Origin of the sequence: Streptococcus sp. D2 (assembly GCF_006385825.1) — a bacterium.
Taxonomy (GTDB): Bacteria; Bacillota; Bacilli; order Lactobacillales; family Streptococcaceae; genus Streptococcus; species Streptococcus shenyangsis.
Genome location: NZ_VFSI01000006.1, coordinates 1 through 20674, shown reverse-complemented (window position 1 = coordinate 20674; position 20674 = coordinate 1). Strand labels below are relative to the sequence as shown.

The 20674-nt window shown below is 40.0% G+C and carries 21 protein-coding genes and 2 pseudogenes; 18 read left to right on the top strand and 5 right to left on the bottom strand.

Features of this window, described 5'->3' with window-relative positions; translation table 11 throughout:
• The first annotated feature begins 4 nt into the window (after nucleotides 1–4).
• Together FJR73_RS04675 and trxB are read left to right on the top strand one after the other, a co-directional pair.
• A complete protein-coding gene (locus FJR73_RS04675) occupies nucleotides 5–229 on the top strand; it encodes a DUF4059 family protein (protein ID WP_000926599.1) in 225 nt (74 codons plus the stop codon).
• A gap of 65 nt (nucleotides 230–294) precedes the next feature.
• Nucleotides 295–1206 carry a thioredoxin-disulfide reductase gene (gene trxB, locus FJR73_RS04670; protein WP_140833616.1) on the top strand — a complete coding sequence of 304 codons (912 nt, stop codon included), beginning with the start codon at nucleotides 295–297 and terminating at the stop codon, nucleotides 1204–1206.
• A 116-nt stretch (nucleotides 1207–1322) separates the two neighbouring features.
• On the opposite strand, the gene FJR73_RS04665 is transcribed toward trxB, so the two are convergent.
• Nucleotides 1323–1508: a hypothetical protein gene (locus FJR73_RS04665; RefSeq protein ID WP_140833614.1), complete on the bottom strand. Its 186-nt coding sequence runs from the start codon at nucleotides 1506–1508 to the stop codon at nucleotides 1323–1325.
• 160 nt (nucleotides 1509–1668) lie between these two features.
• Between FJR73_RS04665 and rpiA the strand changes: the two genes are divergently transcribed.
• The 7 genes from rpiA (at nucleotide 1669) to FJR73_RS04625 (ending at nucleotide 9962) form a co-directional block, all read left to right on the top strand.
• Nucleotides 1669–2352, top strand: a complete 684-nt coding sequence (gene rpiA, locus FJR73_RS04655) for a ribose-5-phosphate isomerase RpiA (RefSeq protein ID WP_140833612.1) — start codon at nucleotides 1669–1671, stop codon at nucleotides 2350–2352.
• A 23-nt stretch (nucleotides 2353–2375) separates the two neighbouring features.
• Complete coding sequence (locus tag FJR73_RS04650; protein ID WP_000033100.1) at nucleotides 2376–3587, top strand: phosphopentomutase; 1212 nt, start codon at nucleotides 2376–2378, stop codon at nucleotides 3585–3587.
• 1 nt (nucleotide 3588) lies between these two features.
• On the top strand, nucleotides 3589–4149 hold the full coding sequence (locus FJR73_RS04645) for a DUF1697 domain-containing protein (protein WP_140833610.1): 561 nt from the start codon (nucleotides 3589–3591) through the stop codon (nucleotides 4147–4149).
• Nucleotides 4146–4955 carry a purine-nucleoside phosphorylase gene (locus FJR73_RS04640; RefSeq protein WP_140833608.1) on the top strand — a complete coding sequence of 270 codons (810 nt, stop codon included), beginning with the start codon at nucleotides 4146–4148 and terminating at the stop codon, nucleotides 4953–4955. Before FJR73_RS04645 ends, FJR73_RS04640 begins: the two co-directional genes overlap by 4 nt.
• A 234-nt stretch (nucleotides 4956–5189) precedes the next feature.
• Nucleotides 5190–7922, top strand: a complete 2733-nt coding sequence (locus tag FJR73_RS04635) for a thiol-activated cytolysin C-terminal domain-containing protein (RefSeq protein ID WP_140833605.1) — start codon at nucleotides 5190–5192, stop codon at nucleotides 7920–7922.
• A gap of 368 nt (nucleotides 7923–8290) precedes the next feature.
• Nucleotides 8291–9001: a purine-nucleoside phosphorylase gene (deoD, locus tag FJR73_RS04630; protein ID WP_140833602.1), complete on the top strand. Its 711-nt coding sequence runs from the start codon at nucleotides 8291–8293 to the stop codon at nucleotides 8999–9001.
• Between the two features lie 229 nt (nucleotides 9002–9230).
• Nucleotides 9231–9962, top strand: coding sequence for an NAD-dependent protein deacylase (locus FJR73_RS04625; RefSeq protein WP_140833600.1), 732 nt, complete (start codon nucleotides 9231–9233; stop codon nucleotides 9960–9962).
• A 230-nt stretch (nucleotides 9963–10192) separates the two neighbouring features.
• Here the strand turns inward: FJR73_RS04625 and FJR73_RS04620 are convergent, their stop codons facing one another.
• From FJR73_RS04620 to coaA, 3 genes are all read right to left on the bottom strand, one after another.
• The gene (locus FJR73_RS04620) at nucleotides 10193–10705 is read right to left on the bottom strand and encodes a DNA topology modulation protein (RefSeq protein ID WP_140833599.1); all 513 of its coding nucleotides are present in this window, start codon (nucleotides 10703–10705) and stop codon (nucleotides 10193–10195) included.
• A gap of 52 nt (nucleotides 10706–10757) precedes the next feature.
• On the bottom strand, nucleotides 10758–10994 hold the full coding sequence (gene rpsT, locus FJR73_RS04615) for a 30S ribosomal protein S20 (protein WP_001274000.1): 237 nt from the start codon (nucleotides 10992–10994) through the stop codon (nucleotides 10758–10760).
• A gap of 67 nt (nucleotides 10995–11061) precedes the next feature.
• A complete protein-coding gene (gene coaA, locus FJR73_RS04610) occupies nucleotides 11062–11982 on the bottom strand; it encodes a type I pantothenate kinase (protein ID WP_140833597.1) in 921 nt (306 codons plus the stop codon).
• A gap of 190 nt (nucleotides 11983–12172) precedes the next feature.
• Here coaA and FJR73_RS04605 point away from each other — a divergent pair, with 190 nt between their 5' ends.
• From FJR73_RS04605 to FJR73_RS04565, 9 genes and pseudogenes are all read left to right on the top strand, one after another.
• A complete protein-coding gene (locus tag FJR73_RS04605; RefSeq protein WP_000698106.1) occupies nucleotides 12173–12577 on the top strand; it encodes a hypothetical protein in 405 nt (134 codons plus the stop codon).
• A 193-nt stretch (nucleotides 12578–12770) separates the two neighbouring features.
• Nucleotides 12771–13361 (top strand): class I SAM-dependent methyltransferase, encoded by a 591-nt coding sequence (locus FJR73_RS04600; protein WP_079114816.1) that lies wholly within the window; start codon nucleotides 12771–12773, stop codon nucleotides 13359–13361.
• A pseudogene (locus FJR73_RS04595) lies at nucleotides 13358–14635 on the top strand (pyrimidine-nucleoside phosphorylase). Before FJR73_RS04600 ends, FJR73_RS04595 begins: the two are co-directional and overlap by 4 nt.
• A 19-nt stretch (nucleotides 14636–14654) precedes the next feature.
• Complete coding sequence (gene deoC / locus FJR73_RS04590) at nucleotides 14655–15317, top strand: deoxyribose-phosphate aldolase (protein WP_140833596.1); 663 nt, start codon at nucleotides 14655–14657, stop codon at nucleotides 15315–15317.
• Nucleotides 15304–15693 (top strand): cytidine deaminase, encoded by a 390-nt coding sequence (locus tag FJR73_RS04585; RefSeq protein ID WP_000246102.1) that lies wholly within the window; start codon nucleotides 15304–15306, stop codon nucleotides 15691–15693. Before deoC ends, FJR73_RS04585 begins: the two co-directional genes overlap by 14 nt.
• Before the next feature lie 89 nt (nucleotides 15694–15782).
• Nucleotides 15783–16835 (top strand): BMP family protein, encoded by a 1053-nt coding sequence (locus tag FJR73_RS04580; protein WP_001036140.1) that lies wholly within the window; start codon nucleotides 15783–15785, stop codon nucleotides 16833–16835.
• 142 nt (nucleotides 16836–16977) lie between these two features.
• Nucleotides 16978–18513 (top strand): ABC transporter ATP-binding protein, encoded by a 1536-nt coding sequence (locus tag FJR73_RS04575; RefSeq protein ID WP_125451848.1) that lies wholly within the window; start codon nucleotides 16978–16980, stop codon nucleotides 18511–18513.
• Nucleotides 18506–19564, top strand: a pseudogene (locus FJR73_RS04570) (ABC transporter permease). The gene FJR73_RS04575 and the pseudogene FJR73_RS04570 overlap by 8 nt, the downstream one beginning before the upstream one ends.
• A gap of 2 nt (nucleotides 19565–19566) precedes the next feature.
• Nucleotides 19567–20523, top strand: coding sequence for an ABC transporter permease (locus tag FJR73_RS04565; RefSeq protein WP_140833595.1), 957 nt, complete (start codon nucleotides 19567–19569; stop codon nucleotides 20521–20523).
• 55 nt (nucleotides 20524–20578) lie between these two features.
• Here FJR73_RS04565 and FJR73_RS04560 read toward each other — a convergent pair.
• Nucleotides 20579–20674, bottom strand: a 96-nt coding sequence (locus tag FJR73_RS04560; RefSeq protein WP_138699220.1) for an IS3 family transposase, incomplete at its 5' end; no start/stop codon positions are given.

The following is a 20674-nucleotide window of genomic DNA, read 5'->3' as shown; positions in this document are numbered from 1 at the left end:
AACCATGCTACTGCAACTATTTTCTTTATATTTCGAGAGTTTGATCTTGACCACCATCCTCGTCCTGATTTTTTTAGGGATTTGGATTGGACTGAGAGCCATGTCGGGAGTGGATAAGACAGCCAAGGCTCGCCAAGCCCATCTCTATGATATGATTATGATTGGAGTCTTGGTTGTTCCAGTATTATCATTTGCGGTTATGAGTTTAATTCTTGTTTTCAAGGCATAATCCTTGCTTGATTGACAAGAAAGAGTTAGAATAAAGATAGTTACAACAAGAAAGAAGGAATCTATATGTACGATACTATTATTATCGGTGCTGGACCTGCAGGGATGACTGCGGCCTTATACGCTGCTCGAAGCAATCTGAAAGTAGCCTTGATTGAAGGCGGTCTGCCAGGTGGTCAGATGAATAATACCTCTGATATCGAAAATTACCCAGGATATGCTAATATTAGTGGGCCAGAATTGGCTGAAAAGATGTTTGAACCGCTTGAAAATCTTGGTGTTGAGCACATTTATGGCTATGTTGAAAATGTCGAAGACCATGGTGATTTTAAGAAAGTGATGACTGATGACCAAACGTATGAAACACGTACAGTTATCGTAGCGACTGGCTCTAAACACCGTCCTTTGGGAGTACCTGGAGAAGAAGAACTGAACAGTCGTGGTGTTTCTTACTGTGCTGTGTGTGATGGTGCTTTCTTCCGTGACCAAGATTTGTTGGTAGTTGGTGGTGGAGATTCAGCTGTTGAAGAAGCCCTCTTCTTGACTCGTTTTGCTAAGACTGTTACCATTGTTCACCGTCGTGACCAACTTCGTGCCCAAAAGGTTTTACAAGACCGCGCCTTTGCGAATGAGAAAATCAGCTTTATCTGGGATTCTGTAGTCAAGGAAATCAAGGGTGAAAACCGAGTAGAATCTGTCGTATTTGAAAATGTGAAAACAGGTCAAGTGACAGAGCAAGTCTTTGGTGGCGTCTTTATCTATGTTGGCTTGGATCCTGTTAGCGATTTTGTTAAAGAATTGAATATCCAAGATCAGGCAGGCTGGATTGTGACAGATAATCACATGAAAACTGCAGTTGACGGTATTTTTGCAGTTGGAGATGTGCGCTTGAAAGACCTTCGCCAAGTAACAACAGCAGTTGGAGATGGGGCTATCGCTGGTCAAGAAGCCTATAAATTTATCACCGAACATAGTTAATCATAAAAACGCATAGTATCAGAGTTACAAAAATCTTGATACTATGCGTTTTACTGTGGGAAAATTTAGTTCATTTTTTGCTTAAATTCAATCCACTATATAAGCTTCTTATATCTTTAGAAAAATCCTTTAATCTTGCTAACGAGGCCATCTAGACATTCAGAACCAGAAATCAACTGTTGAGCTTGAGAGAAGTATTCTCCAAGTTGTTCTTGATTTTCTGCAACAAATGTTTTTGCAGCTTCGAAATCTTTTGTTTCGATTAGTTCTTTTACTTGATTAAACAAATCTAATGGGTTCATCTTATTTCTCCTTTTCTGTATTTAATTATTTAACCATCTTTATGATAAAAAATCAACCCAAGAAAGATTTCTTCGAGAATGGTTATCGTTTTCAATTTCCAGATGAAATAAAAGCCTTTACATGGTATAATAGAAGTAGCTTTCTAATGGAGGTAATTGAGTGGAAAATCTGAAGAAAATGGCAGGTATCAAGGCTGCTGAGTTTGTCAATGATGGTATGGTTGTCGGGCTGGGAACAGGTTCTACTGCCTATTATTTTGTCGAAGAAATCGGTCGTCGTATCAAGGAAGAAGGCCTACGAATTACAGCTGTAACGACTTCTAGTGTGACCAGTAAACAGGCTGAAGGGCTTAATATCCCGCTCAAGTCTATTGACCAAGTAGACTTTGTCGATGTGACAGTCGACGGGGCGGATGAAGTGGATGGTCAGTTTAATGGAATTAAAGGCGGTGGTGGTGCCCTTCTCATGGAGAAGGTTGTGGCAACGCCCTCAAAAGAATATATTTGGGTAGTGGATGAAAGCAAGCTGGTAGACAAACTAGGTGCTTTTAAATTGCCAGTAGAAGTAGTTCAGTATGGCGCAGAACAGGTCTTTCGTCGTTTTGAGCGAGCTGGCTACAAACCAAGTTTCCGTGAAAAAGACGGCCAACGTTTTGTGACCGATATGCAGAATTTTATCATTGACCTTGCCTTGGATGTCATTGAAGATCCAATTGCTTTCGGACAAGAATTGGACCATGTCGTTGGTGTTGTAGAGCACGGTTTATTCAACCAAATGGTGGATAAGGTCATCGTTGCTGGACGAGACGGGGTTCAGATTTTAACTTCAACAAAAGCAAGATAACTAAAATAATAAGGAGATACACTATGTCAAAATTTAATCGTATTCACTTGGTGGTATTGGATTCTGTAGGAATCGGAGCTGCACCAGATGCTAACAACTTTGTCAATGCAGGGGTTCCAGATGGAGCTTCTGACACACTGGGACACATTTCAAAAACAGTTGGTCTGAATGTGCCAAACATGGCTAAAATCGGTCTAGGAAATATTCCTCGTGAAACTCCTCTTAAGACTGTAGCGGCAGAAAGCAATCCAACAGGATATGCAACCAAATTAGAAGAAGTATCCCTTGGTAAGGATACTATGACTGGACACTGGGAAATCATGGGACTCAACATTACTGAGCCCTTCGATACTTTCTGGAACGGATTCCCAGAAGAAATCCTGACAAAAATCGAAGAATTTTCAGGACGTAAGGTCATTCGTGAAGCCAACAAACCTTACTCAGGAACGGCTGTTATCGATGATTTTGGACCACGTCAAATGGAAACTGGAGAGTTGATTATCTATACTTCAGCTGACCCTGTGTTGCAAATTGCTGCCCACGAAGACATTATTCCTTTGGATGAATTGTACCGTATCTGTGAATACGCTCGTTCAATTACACTTGAGCGTCCGGCCCTTCTAGGTCGTATCATTGCCCGTCCTTATGTAGGTGAACCAGGTAACTTCACTCGTACAGCTAACCGTCGTGACTTGGCGGTATCTCCCTTTGCTCCAACCGTTCTCGATAAACTCAATGAAGCAGGTATCGATACTTATGCTGTTGGTAAAATCAACGATATCTTTAACGGTGCTGGTATCAACCATGACATGGGCCACAACAAGTCAAACAGCCATGGAATTGATACACTATTGAAGACCATGGGCCTTGCTGAATTTGAAAAAGGATTCTCCTTCACAAACTTGGTTGACTTTGATGCCCTTTACGGCCACCGTCGTAATGCTCACGGTTACCGTGATTGTTTGCATGAGTTTGATGAACGCTTGCCTGAAATTATCGCAGCCATGAGGGAGAACGACCTTCTCTTGATTACTGCGGACCATGGAAATGACCCAACCTATGCAGGAACAGACCACACTCGTGAATATATTCCATTGTTGGCCTATAGCCCTGCCTTTAAAGGAAATGGTGTCATTCCAGTTGGACATTTTGCAGATATCTCAGCGACAGTTGCGGATAACTTTGGTGTTGAAACTGCCATGATTGGGGAAAGTTTCTTAGATAAATTGGTATAAGATGAAACGCTATGCTTTACTGGTAAGGGGCATTAATGTCGGTGGGAAAAATAAAGTTGTCATGGCGCAACTTCGTCAAGAATTGACAGAGTTGGGACTGGAAAAAGTTGAAACCTACATCAACAGTGGTAATATCTTCTTTACTTCGACAGATGCCAAAGCCCGATTGGTTGAAAAGTTAGAGGTATTCTTTGCAGTCCATTATCCATTTATTCAGAGCTTTTCTTTACTGAGTCAAGAAGACTATGAAGCAGAAGTAGAGAATCTACCAGTTTGGTGGAACGAAGACTTGGCACGAAAAGACGTTCTCTTTTACACGGAGATCTTGGATGTGGATCAAGTCATCGAGAAAGTAGACAGTTTAAAACTGGAGAATGAAGTTCTTCATTTTGGAAAACTTGGTATTTTCTGGGGGAAATACTCCGAAGAATCATACTACGAAACAGCCTATCACAAATACTTACTCAAGATGCCTTTCTACCGCCAAATCACCATTCGTAATGCTAAAACCTTTGACAAAATCGGTCAAATGCTAAAAAATAATAAAGGAGACACACAATGACATTTTTAGATAAAATCAATGAAACAGCTGCCTTCCTGAAAGACAAGGGAATCCAAGCACCTGAGTTTGGTCTAATCCTTGGATCAGGTCTGGGAGAACTGGCAGAAGAAATCGAAAATTCTGTTGTAGTAGACTATGCAGATATTCCAAACTGGGGCCGTTCGACAGTAGTCGGTCACGCTGGTAAATTAGTATATGGGGAACTTGCAGGTCGCAAGGTTTTAGCTCTTCAAGGACGTTTCCATTTCTACGAAGGAAATCCTCTGGAAGTCGTGACTTTCCCAGTACGTGTCATGAAAATTCTTGGATGTGAAGGTGTTATTGTAACCAATGCTGCTGGTGGTATTGGATATGGGCCTGGTACTTTGATGGCTATCTCAGACCATATCAACATGACAGGTCAAAACCCATTGATGGGTGAAAACTTGGATGACTTTGGTCCTCGTTTCCCAGATATGTCTAAGGCCTACACACCAGAATATCGTGCTACTGCCCATGAAGTTGCTAAAAAAACTGGTATCAAGCTTGATGAAGGTGTCTATATCGGTGTTACTGGTCCAACTTATGAAACACCAGCAGAGATTCGTGCCTATAAGACACTTGGAGCAGATGCAGTCGGTATGTCTACGGTTCCTGAAGTTATTGTGGCAGCCCACTCAGGTTTGAAAGTTCTTGGTATTTCATGTATCACTAATTTTGCGGCTGGTTTCCAAGAAGAACTCAACCACGAAGAAGTTGTAGAAGTGACTGAACGTGTTAAAGGTGATTTCAAAGGCTTGCTTAAAGCGATTCTTGCTGAACTATGAGAAAGAAAAATAAGTAGGAAAGCATTTCTGTAAGCTGGAAGATGAATGAAACAATTAACTTCCATATAGAATATGATATGAAAAATGAATGAGGTTCCTATACTTTTACAAACCTCATCAAATCCTTGTTAACCAAGTATAAAAATGAAACTGTGACGCTAAAGAAGATTAGCTGATTGGAGAGTATTATTGGTAAAGAGGGTGAAAAAAATAAAAGAAAGATATTATGAATAAATGAGAATTGATCAACGAATTATGCGTTTTGGCATAAAAAAATTAAGTATCGGAGTTGTATCTGTTGCAGTTGGTTTTGCTTTTTTAGCACCGACAGGAATTTCTGCCAATGAAGGAAGTCCAGTTGTGAAAAACGAAACTCCTCTAGTAGTAAATGCAACGGATAGTTCGACAAAACTAGAAAATACTGATAAAAAACAGGAAATATCTATTACAGAGGAGAAAGATACAGCTACTCAATCAACTATAGAAACAAGAGAAGTTGTTAAAACTCAGAAAGAAAAAGCAGGAGAAGAATTATATCAAAAAGAATCTGCTGTACCTCATGAGGAATTGAAGAAAGAGGAAATTCTAAAGGATGAGCCGAAAAATTCTCGTCCAGTAACAGAGGCAGACTTTGTCAAAATTTCTAAAGGAGAACTCCATGTAGAGAAGGATCTTGTCGATAATTCTTTATACGGTGGAAAATTTTTAGATCCTGATGGAGATGATGATCATGATGGAATAAAAAATAAGGATGAATTGTATATTTACAATAAAGATGGGAAAGACTACTTAGGATACCATAGCCATCCTTTACTAGCAGATAGTGATGGAGATGGACTAGAAGACGGGGAAGATGATAAGAAGAAACAATGGTATGTCACAGATCGTGATTCCCTCCTTTTTATGGAGTTGGCTTATCGTAATGATGATTACATTGACAAAATTCTAGATCATAAAAATCCTTTTCCAAGTCTTTATCTTGATCGTCAAGAATATAAAATGATGCATAATGAACTGGCACCATTTTGGAAGATGAAAAAGGCTTATCATACAGCAAGTGGCTTGGATGCTTTCTTATTTGAGACCAAGAGCGATCTCCCTTATCTCAAAGATGGAACGGTGCATATGTTGGCTATACGTGGAACAAGACTGAATGATGCGAAAGATTTAAGTACAGATTTTGTTTTGTTTGGAGGAAATAAACCTGCACAAGCGGATGATATCCGTAATGTTGTAAAAGAACTGGCGCAGGATTCCAGCATTACAAATCTGTATATGACAGGTCATTCACTAGGAGGCTACTTAGCTCAAATAGCAGCAGTTGAAGCTTATCAGAAATATCCTACTTTTTATAATAATGTTTTGAAAAAAGTTACGACATTTAGCGCTCCTAAAGTAATTACTTCTCGAACTATTTGGAATGCTAAAAATGGCTTCTGGGATGTAGGTTTAGAAAGTCGTAAGTTAGCTCTATCTGGTAAAATAAAACATTATGTGGTTGATAATGATAATGTTGTGACATCATTGATTCGTAATGATAATGATATTGTAACTTTTACAGGTAACTCTAGTTTCAAACACCGTTCGCGTGGTTATTTTGAAAGTAGAATGAATGCTATCCCGAATTTTAATATTGGAAAACGTGATACGCTTGATAAACAGGGATATCGTGATCAAAAATTAGACAAAGTTTATTTCTTTAAGAAACAACAAGTCCCTCTGTCGTCTAGTCAACCAAGCGCTGAACCTCTTGAAAATATAGCTCTAGGGAAACGAGTAACTCAAAGTTCGACAGCTTTTGGAGGAGATGCTAGAAGAGCAGTTGATGGGAAATTAGATGGAAATTACGGACATAATTCTGTCACTCATACAGATTTTCAATCAAAACCTTGGTGGCAAGTCGATTTAGATAAGGAAGAAACGATTCGCCAGATTAATATTTACAATCGAACAGATGCTGCTCAAGATAGACTGACTAATTTTAATGTGATTCTTTTGGATAGTTCTGGAAAAGAAATTGAAAGAAAGCACATTGCATACTTGCGAGATAGTTCCGCTCAGATTTCAATTGATTATAAGAAAGCTCGTTTTGTACGCATCGAGTTAGATGGATATAACGCTCTCAGTCTTGCAGAAGTCCAAGTATATCGTTCTGAGAATATCGCTTGGAAAAAACAAGCTCAGCAAAGTTCTACTGATTTTGGAGGAGATGCTAGTCGTGCCTTGGATGGCAATACCAATAGTAGTTATAGCCAGCAATCAATTACTCATACAAAATTTGAAAACCAGCCTTGGTGGGAAGTTGATTTAGGTCGTACAGAACAGGTAGGACTTGTTCGCCTTCATAACCGTGGGGATGGAGCACTTTCTAAACGTCTGTCAGACTTTGATGTGATTTTATATGATGAAAAAGGGACAGAAGTTGCTAGACAATATGTTTCTCGCTTAGAAGGAAGCAGTTTAGATCTCCAGTTGAATGGTAAACTAGGCCGCCGTGTTCGCATTCAATTGCGTCAAAAAAATCAAGCTCTCAGCCTTGCAGAAGTAGAAGTTTTTCGATTTGTAGCTAAAAATAATGTAACTACTCAAGCTTCTAAGCCTGTACAACTCTTAAACTACACTCCTGTAAAAGATAAGACCCTAACTATTCAACATAGTGGTGCTTATATTGCACGTTATTCAATATCGTGGGAAGAAGTTACAGTAGATAAAAATGGTCAATCAGTTGTCCGAAGTCGTTCTTGGGAAGGGAATGGGCGTAATCAGACCGCAGGCTTTATCCTCAATCTCCCAATTAAGTCTAATATGCGCAATCTTCGAATTAAGATCGAAAAGAGAACAGGTCTTATTTGGAATAGATGGCAAACAATCTATGACAACAGACCTCTTCTCGCCCAACCACATCGAAAAATTACTCACTGGGGAACAACATTGAATTCTAAGGTGAGTGATGATGATGTTTTGTAATCTGATGGTACAATGACAGTTAGTTTGTCTAGTTTATAAGAAAGCACTAGCTGATCTTGAACAGAACTCAGCTAGTTCTCTGAGAGAGAACAAAATTAAACAGAAAGGTAGAGCGCGTGTTCTAATTTGAACACGAGCGGAAAACTTTTCTAAAAACTCAGAAGAGAAGGGGAGTTCGGGTTTTAATTGAAGCCGATCTAATCTTCTCAATATCATCAAAATTAAGAAAGAAAGGATGGGTTAACTGTATTCATTGAACTGAATACGGGCGGAGAACTGTGTAAAAAAGATAAACTGTCTAGCATCTGAGATGCTTCGTCAGTTTCCTATTTTTACTTTGTTCTCTGTCGCCCTTTATATCTTAAACTATGTCTATCCATATTGCTGCTAAGCAGGGTGAAATTGCTGATAAAATTCTTCTTCCTGGGGATCCTCTTCGTGCGAAATTTATCGCGGAGAATTTTCTTGAAGATGCTGTTTGTTTTAACGAAGTGCGTAACATGTTTGGCTACACTGGTACTTACAAGGGTCACCGTGTATCTGTCATGGGAACTGGGATGGGAATGCCATCTATTTCGATTTATGCGCGTGAGTTGATTGTTGACTACGGTGTGAAAAAATTGATCCGTGTTGGAACTGCGGGTTCTTTGAATGAAGATGTCCACGTTCGTGAATTGGTTTTGGCGCAGGCAGCTGCAACTAACTCAAACATCGTCCGTAATGACTGGCCACAGTACGATTTTCCACAAATCGCTAGCTTTGATTTGCTAGATAAGGCCTACCATATCGCCAGAGAACTCGGTATGACAACCCATGTTGGTAACGTTTTGTCTTCGGATGTCTTTTATTCAAACTACTTTGAAAAGAACATCGAGCTTGGTAAATGGGGAGTAAAAGCGGTGGAAATGGAAGCAGCGGCTCTTTACTATCTTGCTGCTCAACACCATGTTGATGCTTTAGCTATTATGACTATTTCAGATAGTTTGGTTAATCCAGATGAAGATACAACTGCAGAAGAACGTCAAAACACCTTCACTGATATGATGAAGGTTGGTTTGGAAACATTGATTGCAGACTAAAGGTAGGCTATATTCAGAATGATTTCTCTTGTTCTCAAAATGATAACTATTAACAATGAATCAATCCTGAAATAGGTAAGAATAAGGAAATTGAAGGAAGCCTAATTGTGTCAAAGGACCTAGACTAGTCAGTTTAATATCTAAATCATAATCAAATAAAGTTGGAAGCCAAGTTGACAAGAAGTCAAGACTTTCAACTTTTTAACTTGAAAATTCCTAGGAGTACAAAATGGATAAGATTGAACAATTACAAGGTATTATTGATCAAAGTCAGAGCATTGTCTTTTTCGGTGGTGCAGGGGTTTCTACAGAGTCTAATATTCCAGATTTTCGTAGTTCAGATGGTATATATAGTCTGAAACTAGGTCGCCATTTTACTGCCGAGCAACTGGTTTCACGCACTATGTTTGAGCGCTATCCAGAGGATTTTTTTGATTTCTACAAAAAGTATCTGGTCTATCCTGATGCTAAGCCGAATTTAGCACATGATTATCTAGCGTCTTTGGAAAAAACAGGTAAATTAAAGGCGATTGTGACGCAAAATATCGATAGCCTCCATGAAATGGCAGGATCTCAGAAAGTTTTGAAACTGCATGGTAGTGCAGATCGTAATTATTGTTTGGGCTGTCATCGCTTTTATGATTTGACTGCCTTTTTGGAACTTGAAGGTCCAGTTCCCCACTGCTTAGATTGTGGCAAGGTGGTCAAACCTGACGTAACCCTTTATGAGGAAGCGCTAGATATGGATGTATTTAGTCGCGCAGCTCGAGCCATTCAGCAAGCAGATTTGTTGATTATTGGTGGTACTTCCTTAGTTGTTTACCCTGCAGCTAGCCTAATCAATTATTTTTCAGGGTCAAATCTTGTCGTTATCAACAAGTCCAGCACTCCTCAAGATAGCCAAGCTGATTTAGTTATCGAAGGTAAGATTGGAGAAGTTTTTTCTAAATTGAGACAATAAAAAACTGAAAGAAGTAGGACTATACTTCCTTCAGTTTTTTTGTATCACGAACTCAGAAACTATGAACAAGATTCTCTTCATTTCTAGGGGAATTTTATTGTTGATTTATAAATTGCTCGAGTTATTTTTAATTGTTGAATAAAAGGAAAAAAGGAAGACTTTCTGGATGAAAAACTTTCTTTTTTAGTCAATCAGTACATGCTGATTTTAATGAAACGCTACTATATTGTTTACTTTTTTAAAGATCGCAAAAAACAATCAATCTCTGCTTGAGAATGGAGAATATGCATCTTTTCTGGGTAAATATTGTGTAAGTATTGGTATCTATCCTTAGCATTTTTTGTTCGACCATCCCAGAGAATCCAACGAATAAATTCCCAGTTGAATTGCTCGGGACATCCCTTAGCCATACTTTCTCTCACTTTTCCTCTGTATTTTAAATAGCGCTTAAAGGCTCTTAGCAAACAATTCCAAGCAGAGAAGTTTAAAAAGATGATTTGGTCAGCTTCGTCCATTCTTTCCTCATAACAACACCAAGAGTAATTACCATCAATGACCCAAGCTTCATGCTTGGTGAGAAAACTTTTCATCTCGGTCAACATCCATTCGCGGTCACTGTCTTGCCAACCAGGTTGAAATTGGAGTGTGTCCATATGAAGTTTTGGGATGGAGTAGTGGAGAGATAACTTTTCAGCTAGCGTTGACTTACCAGCACCAGAATATCCGATAATTGCGATTTTCATTTTCTACCCTTTCCTATTTGGAGACAAAAAAACAGCCTCTATGGACTGTTTCTTATTTAGCAAGTTTAGCTGAAAGACGAGCTTTATCGCGGCTTGCTTTGTTTTTGTGAATCAAACCTTTAGTTTCTGCTTTATCGATAGCTGAGCTAGCAGCACGGAAAAGTTCTTCAGATGGGTTTGCTTCGAAAGCTTTGATAGCAGTACGCATAGCTGATTTTTGAGCTGAGTTCTTTTCGTTTTGTTTAACGTTCAATTCAGCGCGTTTGATAGCTGATTTAATGTTTGCCAATGTTCTTACCTCCATATTTACTAACTATACCATTATATCTGAAAACTTACGTTTTGACAAGGGAAAATTACTTTTTTAAGTAAATTTCATCGATTTCATGGTTCTTTGTTTTATGCAGAATCACTTCTGCACGATTTCTGGTTGGTTCAATATAATTTTGTAGATTTGTGAGATTGATACTAGTCCAGACTTGATGGGCAAAGGATTCCACTTCCCCAATTGGCATTTGAGTAAAACGATAATAGTAGCTATCAGGGTCGCTTTGGGCTAGGCTCAGCATTTTTAAGAAACGGTCCAGATACCAACTCTCGATGTCATCGACTGAAGCATCAACATAGATGGAAAAGTCAAAGAAGTCAGTAATGTAGAGACGCTCGTTTTGTGGATTTTGAAAGACATTTATTCCCTCAACAATCACAAAATCAGCAGCTTTGACGCTTTGCTTTTCCTCAGGTACGATGTCGTAGACTTCATGAGAATAGACAGGAATATCTACATCTTGTCCATTTTTGATGTGATCCAGGAAGTTGAGAAGAGCTTCCATATCATAGCTTTCAGGAAATCCCTTGCGATTTAAGATCCCTTGTTCAATCAAGGTCTGGTTGGGATAGAGAAAGCCATCAGTTGTTACCAACTCAACCCTAGCATCTGTAAGTGTACGGGACAGTAGGATTTGAAGTAGGCGACTGGTTGTGGATTTTCCAACGGCAACACTTCCAGAAACCCCAATGATAAAAGGCTGGGATTTGCTTTCACGTTGAAGGAAAATTCCTTTGGAAAAGGCCAAATCATCCTTGGTACGCTTGTAAATATGGATGAGATGGGCTAGGGGAAGATAGACATCGGTAACATCCTGTAAACTAATCTGGTCATTAAAACTCTTGATGGACTCTAATTCCTCTTCTGTCAAAGGAGGTGTTGTCTTTCGATGTAAAGATTGCCAAGTCTGGCGGCTGATTTTTTCAAAATGTAAAAATTCGTTGGTCATTTGTTTTCCCCTAGATATTTTGTTTATCATACCATAAAAAGCTAAAAAAATAAAGCGGTTTCTTGATGATAGTAAGCCAATATCGTATAATAGAGGTTGACCAATTTATTGATGAAGTAGGAGATAGTTTCTACTGATTTGTAAGCTAATAAAGGGGGCTTTTTAGTTCACCACTTATAGGAGGTGTACTATGAAAATCTTAAAACGTTACACATTGGAACTTTGTTTTATTTTAAGTTTTGCACTACCTTTTATAAAAGGGGCGAATGCAGATAATGGTAGACGCTTTGTGGAAATCTATTACGGTTTTACTTTTTTGATGGAACATGCTATTGTAACAGCTATCTTTATCTGTTCGCTCTTGATTGCTTTCTTACTAAAAAAACGGTGGACGAAATGGCTTGCTGCTGGTAGTTATCTATTTTTGATTTTGTGGATTGCTACAGAGGGTTATTTCTTCAGCATGTCACTGGAAGATTTGATACGACTTTGGACCAGTTTGGAAATCCTGACACAAACTTATCAGTTGGGCTTTTATCTAAACATCTTGTTGGGAATTTTGTTGATAATAAAGTATTTTAAGGTTAAGCAATAGAAATAATATAGGTGATAAACTTTTTGTTTTTATCTGGACTGTGATATTTATAGTTCTAAATGGTTTATTATTTATAAGTGTTGAAAGAGATTGAAGAAAATGTCTTCGTGACTAGCTTTCTTCAGTCTTTTTCGTTTTATTATCAATTTGTAAACGATTTACAATTTAAGTCAAATTATGGTAAAATAGTTTCATGAGTAAAATGTATTATGCAGAAAATCCTGATGCTGCTCACGACATTCATGAGTTGAGAGTGGACTTGTTGGGAGAAAAAATGACCTTTTTGACGGATGCGGGTGTTTTTAGCAAGAAAATGATTGACTTTGGAAGTCAACTCTTGCTCAAGTGTCTTGAGGTCAACCAAGGAGAAACTGTCCTGGATGTAGGCTGTGGTTACGGACCTTTGGGCTTGTCTTTAGCTAAGGCTTATGGTGTTCAGGCGACCATGGTCGATATTAATAATCGTGCCTTGGATTTGGCGCGGCAAAATGCTGAACGAAATAAAGTAGAAGCGACGGTTTTTCAGTCCAACATCTATGAACAAGTTGAAGGACATTTTGACCATGTCATTTCCAATCCCCCTATCCGTGCGGGCAAGCAAGTAGTTCATGAAATCATTGAGAAAAGTAAAGATTTCTTGGAAACTGGTGGAGATTTGACAATCGTTATCCAGAAAAAACAAGGGGCTCCAAGTGCTAAGTCCAAGATGGAAGATGTGTTTGGCAATTGTGAAATCGTCAAAAAAGATAAGGGATACTATATCCTTAGAAGTGTGAAAGAATGAGAGCAGTTGATTTAATCCAAAAGAAACGAGATGGTCAAGAACTGACTTCTAGTGAAATTGAATGGCTGGTATAAGGCTATGTGTCAGGAACTGTTCCTGACTATCAGATGTCTGCCTTTGCTATGGCTGTTTATTTTAAAGGAATGACGACTCGAGAAATATCTGATTTGACCATGAAAATGGTTCAGACAGGTCAAGAGTTTGATTTATCAGCTATTGAAGGGGTTAAGGTTGACAAGCATTCTACTGGGGGTGTTGGTGATAAGGTAACCTTGATTTTGGCTCCTCTTGTTGCTAGCTTTGGTGTGCCTGTGGCAAAAATGAGTGGTCGTGGTCTCGGCCATACTGGTGGAACAATTGATAAATTGGAGTCCATTAAGGGATATCAAGTAGAACGTAGTCAAGAGGATTTCATTAATCAAGTGCAGGATATTGGAGTATCTGTCATTGGGCAATCAGACCAGCTTGTCAAAGCTGACAAACTTCTCTATGCTCTTCGTGATGTGACCGCAACTGTCGACACGATTCCTTTGATTTCGAGTTCGGTGATGAGCAAGAAAATTGCGGCAGGGGCGGATGCTATTTTGCTTGACGTAACTGTCGGAGAGGGTGCTTTCATGAAGACGGTTGATGAGGCACGCGAATTGGCTCAAACCATGGTGGATCTTGGTAAGGCTGTTGGTCGAAAAACAGTCGCAGTGATTACGGATATGAGCCAGCCTTTAGGGCGTGCTATTGGAAATCGTCTGGAAATCCTTGAAGCATTGGAGATTTTACAAGGGCAAGGCCGTCAGGATATTACCCATTTTATATGCGAATTGGCTCAAATTATGCTTGGCCTGGCAAATGTAAACAAGACAGTTGAAGAAGTTCGCCAACATCTTGAAAATGGTCACGCGCTGGCTAAGTTTGAGGAGATGGTCCAAGCCCAAGGTGGAGACTTGGAAGATCTCTATCGGCCTGTCAATGTAGCCCATGTGGTGGAAATCCCTGCTCAGGAAACGGGTGTCATTTCAGCTCTTCCAGCTATGGAATTTGGGCTTTATGCTATGAGACTGGGGGCAGGCCGTGCAGTCAAGTCTGATGCCTTGGACTATGAAACAGGAATTGTTTTTGAAAAGAAGGTTGGAGATTCCGTTCAAAAGGGAGAAATTGTTGCAAAAGTATACACAAATGGAAAAATTTCTCCTCAGCTAGTTACAGATTTTCAAAAATATGTTAAAATAAATGATAGGGTGCAAAGTTTACGAGAAATTATAGAAATTATCTCATAAACTGCAGGAGAATCCGAATATGAAATTAAATAAATATATCGATCATACGCTTTTGAAGCAAGATGCGACAGAAAAACAAATTAATTGTTTGTTGTCTGAGGCTAGAGAGTATGATTTTGCTAGTGTTTGCGTTAATCCGACCTGGGTTGAATATGTTAAAAAAGGGCTTGAAGGTACAGATATCAGGGTCTGCACAGTAGTTGGTTTCCCTCTGGGAGCAACAACTTCAGCTGTGAAAGCATTTGAAACCCAAGAAGCTATTAAACATGGTGCAGACGAGATTGATATGGTGATCAATGTTGGAGCTCTCAAATCAGGCAAATTAGCCTTGGTTGAGTCGGACATTCGCTCAGTCGTGGAAGCAAGTGGTGACAAGTTAGTGAAAGTCATTATTGAAGCTTGCCTTCTGACTGACCAAGAAAAAGTTGTGGCTTGCCGATTAGCTCAAAAAGCGGGAGCTGATTTTGTTAAAACATCTACTGGTTTTTCAACTGGTGGGGCTACGGTAGCAGATGTTAGATTAATGCGCGAAACAGTTGGATCTGATATGGGTGTAAAGGCTGCTGGTGGAGCTCGTTCTTATGCAGATGCTCTTGCCTTTGTGGAAGCAGGTGCGACCCGTATCGGTACGTCAGCTGGGGTAGCAATTCTAAAAGGAGAATTGGCAGATGGCGACTACTGAGTTGATTGAACTAGCAATTGAAACCAGCAAGAAAGCCTATGTGCCCTATTCTCACTTTCCTGTCAGTGCTGTTCTAGTGGCAAAGGATGGAAAAATTTATACAGGTGTCAATATCGAGAATGCTAGCTATTCTTTGACAAACTGCGGTGAGAGAACAGCCATTTTTAAGGCTATATCCGAAGGCCAAAGAGAGTTTTCAGAATTGATTGTCTATGGACAAACTGAAAAACCAATTTCACCATGTGGTGCTTGTCGCCAAGTGATGGCTGAATTTTTTGAACAAGATCTAAAAGTGACCTTAGTCGCAAAAGATAAATCGACGGTCGAGATGACGGTCGGGGAATTACTTCCATACTCTTTTACAGACTTAAATTAGTCTGAGTCGCTCTCTGAGTGGCACGGTCCTTGTGGCCAACCAATCCATACTTGCAACATCGTTGCACATCTTATTTAGGAGGTTCAGTAATGAACAAGAAACAATGGCTAGGCCTTGGTCTAGTTGCAGTGGCAGCAGTTGGACTTGCTGCATGTGGTAACCGCTCTTCTCGTAACGCAGCTTCATCTTCTGATGTGAAGACAAAGGCAGCAATCGTAACTGATACTGGTGGTGTTGATGACAAATCATTCAACCAATCAGCTTGGGAAGGTTTGCAAGACTGGGGTAAAGAACACAATCTTTCAAAAGATAAAGGTTTTACTTACTTCCAATCAACAAGTGAAGCTGATTACGCTAACAATTTGCAACAAGCTGCTGGAAGTTACAACCTAATCTTCGGTGTTGGTTTTGCCCTTAATAATGCAGTTAAAGATGCAGCAAAAGAGCACACTGATATCAACTATGTCTTGATTGATGATGTGATTAAAGACCAAAAAAATGTTGCTAGCGTAACTTTCGCTGATAATGAGTCAGGTTATCTTGCAGGTGTAGCTGCAGCAAAAACAACTAAAACAAAACAAGTTGGTTTTGTAGGTGGTATGGAGTCAGAAGTTATCTCTCGTTTTGAAGCAGGATTCAAGGCAGGTGTTGCGTCAGTAGACCCATCTATCAAAGTACAAGTTGACTACGCTGGTTCATTTGGTGATGCTGCGAAAGGTAAAACAATTGCAGCCGCACAATACGCAGCTGGTGCAGATATTGTTTACCAAGTAGCTGGTGGTACAGGTGCAGGTGTCTTTGCAGAAGCAAAATCACTCAACGAGAGCCGTCCTGAAAATGAAAAAGTTTGGGTTATCGGTGTTGACCGTGACCAAGAAGCAGAAGGTAAATACACTTCTAAAGATGGCAAAGAATCAAACTTTGTTCTTGCATCTACTTTGAAACAAGTTGGTACAACTGTAAAAGATATTTCTAACAAGGCAGAAAAAGGTGAATTCCCTGGCGGTCAAGTGATCGTTTACTCATTGAAAGATAAAGGGGTTGACTTGGCAGTAACAAACCTTTCAGAAGAAGGTAAAAAAGCTGTTGAGGATGCAAAAGCCAAAATCCTTGATGGAAGCGTAAAAGTTCCTGAAAAATAATGGATGGAAGTCATTTCTTAGGAAGCGGCCCTCGGCCGCTTTTTAAGAGTTGGGACAAAGTCATTTTGTCTCAGTAAAGCTTGCTACTAGACAAACTAGCAAGTTTTATTGAAATAAAATAAGACTCTGAAAGGAAGAGCACATGGCACACGAAAATGTCATTGAGATGCGTGATATTACCAAGGTGTTTGGTGAATTTGTTGCCAACGACAAAATCAACCTGCACCTACGAAAAGGTGAAATTCATGCACTTTTAGGAGAAAATGGGGCTGGAAAGTCCACACTCATGAACATGTTAGCAGGGCTTCTTGAACCAACCAGTGGTGAAATTGTGGTTAACGGTCAAGTTGTCAATCTCGATTCACCATCTAAAGCAGCTAGCTTGGGAATCGGAATGGTTCACCAGCACTTTATGTTGGTAGAAGCCTTCACAGTGGCTGAAAACATTATTTTAGGTAGTGAATTAACTAAAAATGGTGTATTAGATATCGCTGGAGCTATCAAAGAAATCAAGGCTCTTTCTGAACGTTATGGCTTAGCTGTTGATCCTTCTGCTAAAGTGGTAGACATCTCAGTTGGAGCCCAACAACGTGTAGAAATTTTAAAAACCCTTTATCGGGGGGCTGATATCCTTATCTTTGATGAACCAACGGCTGTCTTGACTCCATCAGAAATTGATGAGTTGATGGCTATTATGAAAAATCTTGTCAAAGAAGGAAAATCAATTATCTTGATTACCCACAAGTTGGACGAGATTCGAGCAGTTTCTGACCGCGTTACAGTTATCCGTCGTGGGAAATCAATTGAAACCGTCGAAATTGCAGGGGCTACCAATGCTGATTTAGCAGAAATGATGGTAGGTCGTTCTGTTTCCTTTAAAACAGAGAAGCAAGCCTCTCAACCAAAAGAAGTGGTCTTGTCTATTAAAGACTTGGTGGTCCATGAAAACCGCGGTGTCCCAGCTGTGAAAAATCTATCCTTGGATGTTCGTGCTGGAGAGATTGTTGGTATTGCAGGGATTGATGGAAATGGTCAGTCTGAACTGATTCAAGCCATCACAGGTCTTCGCAAGGTTGAATCTGGTAGCATTGAGCTAAAAGGAAATTCAATTGTAGGCTTGCACCCACGTCAGATTACAGAGTTGAGTGTGGGGCACGTTCCAGAAGACCGTCACCGTGATGGCTTGATTTTGGAAATGATGATTTCTGAAAATATTGTCCTTCAAACCTACTACAAAGAACCACATAGTAAAAATGGAATTTTGAACTATTCAAATATTACTTCTTATGCTAAAAAGCTAATGGAAGAGTTTGATGTTCGTGCTGCCAGTGAATTTGTTCCTGCAGCTGCACTCTCAGGAGGGAATCAACAAAAAGCAATTATTGCTCGTGAAATTGATCGAGATCCGGATCTCCTTATCGTCAGCCAGCCAACTCGTGGGTTGGATGTCGGTGCCATTGAATATATCCACAAACGCTTGATTGAAGAGCGTGATAATGGGAAGGCTGTCCTTGTTGTCAGCTTTGAATTGGATGAGATTTTAAACGTCTCAGACCGTATTGCCGTTATCCACGATGGTAAGATTCAAGGTATTGTATCACCAGAAACAACCAATAAGCAAGAACTTGGTGTCTTGATGGCTGGTGGAAACTTGGGAAAGGAGAAGAGTGATGTCTAAAAAATTACAACAAATTTCGGTTCCCTTGATTTCTGTCTTCCTAGGAATTTTACTTGGAGCCATTGTTATGTGGATCTTCGGTTATGATGCCATCTGGGGTTATGAAGAATTGTTCTATACAGCCTTTGGTAGCCTGCGTGGGATTGGGGAAATCTTCCGTGCCATGGGGCCTTTGGTCTTGATTGGTCTTGGTTTTGCTGTTGCCAGCCGAGCAGGTTTCTTTAACGTTGGACTTCCTGGTCAGGCTTTGGCAGGTTGGATTCTCAGTGGTTGGTTTGCCTTGTCGCATCCAGATATGCCACGTCCCTTGATGATTCTAGCGACTATCGTGATTGCCTTGATTGCTGGTGGGATTGTCGGAGCGATTCCAGGTATTCTTAGGGCCTATCTAGGGACGTCAGAGGTTATTGTAACCATCATGATGAACTACATTGTCTTGTATGTAGGGAATGCCTTTATCCATGCCTTTCCTAAAGATTTCATGCAAAGTACAGATTCAACCATTCGTGTTGGGGCTAATGCAACCTATCAGACACCTTGGTTGTCTGAGTTGACTGGTAACTCGCGGATGAATATTGGTATTTTCTTTGCCATCATTGCAGTTGCAGTTATTTGGTTCATGCTCAAGAAAACAACTCTTGGTTTTGAAATCCGTGCGGTTGGTCTTAATCCACATGCTTCAGAATATGCTGGTATTTCTGCCAAGCGGACTATCATCCTATGAATGATTATTTCAGGTGCCTTGGCAGGTCTTGGTGGAGCTGTTGAAGGGCTTGGAACCTTCCAGAACGTCTATGTTCAAGGATCGTCATTAGCTGTCGGGTTTAACGGGATGGCGGTTAGTCTGCTTGCGGCCAACTCACCAATTGGTATTCTCTTTGCAGCCTTCCTATTTGGTGTTCTCCAAGTTGGAGCTCCTGGTATGAATGCGGCGCAGGTACCGTCTGAGCTTGTCAGCATTGTAACAGCGTCTATTATCTTCTTTGTCAGTGTTCATTACCTTATCGAACGCTTTGTCAAACCGAAAAAACAAGTTAAAGGAGGTAAGTAAAGATGTCTATTACAACCTTGCTCACCCTCTTGGTGTCTTCTATGCTGATTTACTCAGCACCCCTCATCTTTACAAGTATCGGTGGTGTTTTCTCTGAACGTGGTGGTGTGGTAAACGTCGGCCTGGAAGGAATTATGGTTATGGGTGCCTTTTCTGGAGTTGTCTTTAACCTTGAATTTGCAGAACAATTTGGAGCAGCAACTCCATGGCTATCTTTGATAGTTGCAGGATTGGTTGGTGCTGTCTTCTCTATCATCCACGCAGCAGCGACGGTTCATTTCCGTGCAGACCATGTTGTCAGCGGTACGGTATTGAACTTGATGGCGCCAGCCTTGGCTGTTTTCTTGGTTAAAGTTCTTTATAACAAAGGACAAACCGACAACCTAAGTCAGACTTTTGGACGCTTTGATTTCCCAGTCTTGGCCAATATCCCAGTTATCGGTGATATCTTCTTCAAGTCAACTAGTCTACTTGGTTATCTGGCGATTGCCTTCTCCTTCCTTGCTTGGTTTATTCTCTTTAAGACTCGATTTGGTCTTCGTCTCCGCTCTGTAGGTGAGCACCCACAAGCAGCTGATACTTTGGGAATCAATGTCTATAAGATGAGATATTTAGGGGTTATCATTTCAGGTTTCCTAGGTGGAATTGGAGGAGCGATTTATGCTCAATCAATCTCAGTTAACTTCTCAGTGACAACTATTGTTGGACCTGGATTTATCGCTCTTGCTGCGATGATTTTCGGAAAATGGAATCCAATCGGAGCCATGCTTTCTAGTCTTTTCTTTGGACTTTCACAAAGTTTGGCTGTTATCGGTTCTCAATTGCCGTTCCTACAAGGAGTGCCTGCGGTTTACCTTCAAATCGCACCTTATGTTTTGACCATTCTTGTCTTTGCAGCCTTCTTTGGAAAAGCAGTTGCACCAAAAGCAGATGGTATTAACTATATCAAATCAAAATAAGCATACAAAAAACGTCAGTACAGAATGTACTGATCCCAAAAAGTTGGACAAATAATTATTGAAAGGATTTAGTTCTGTATTGGACAGGACTAAGTCCTTTTAGTTTTACCTTAATTCGTTTGTTGTTGTAGTAATCGATATAGTCTATAAT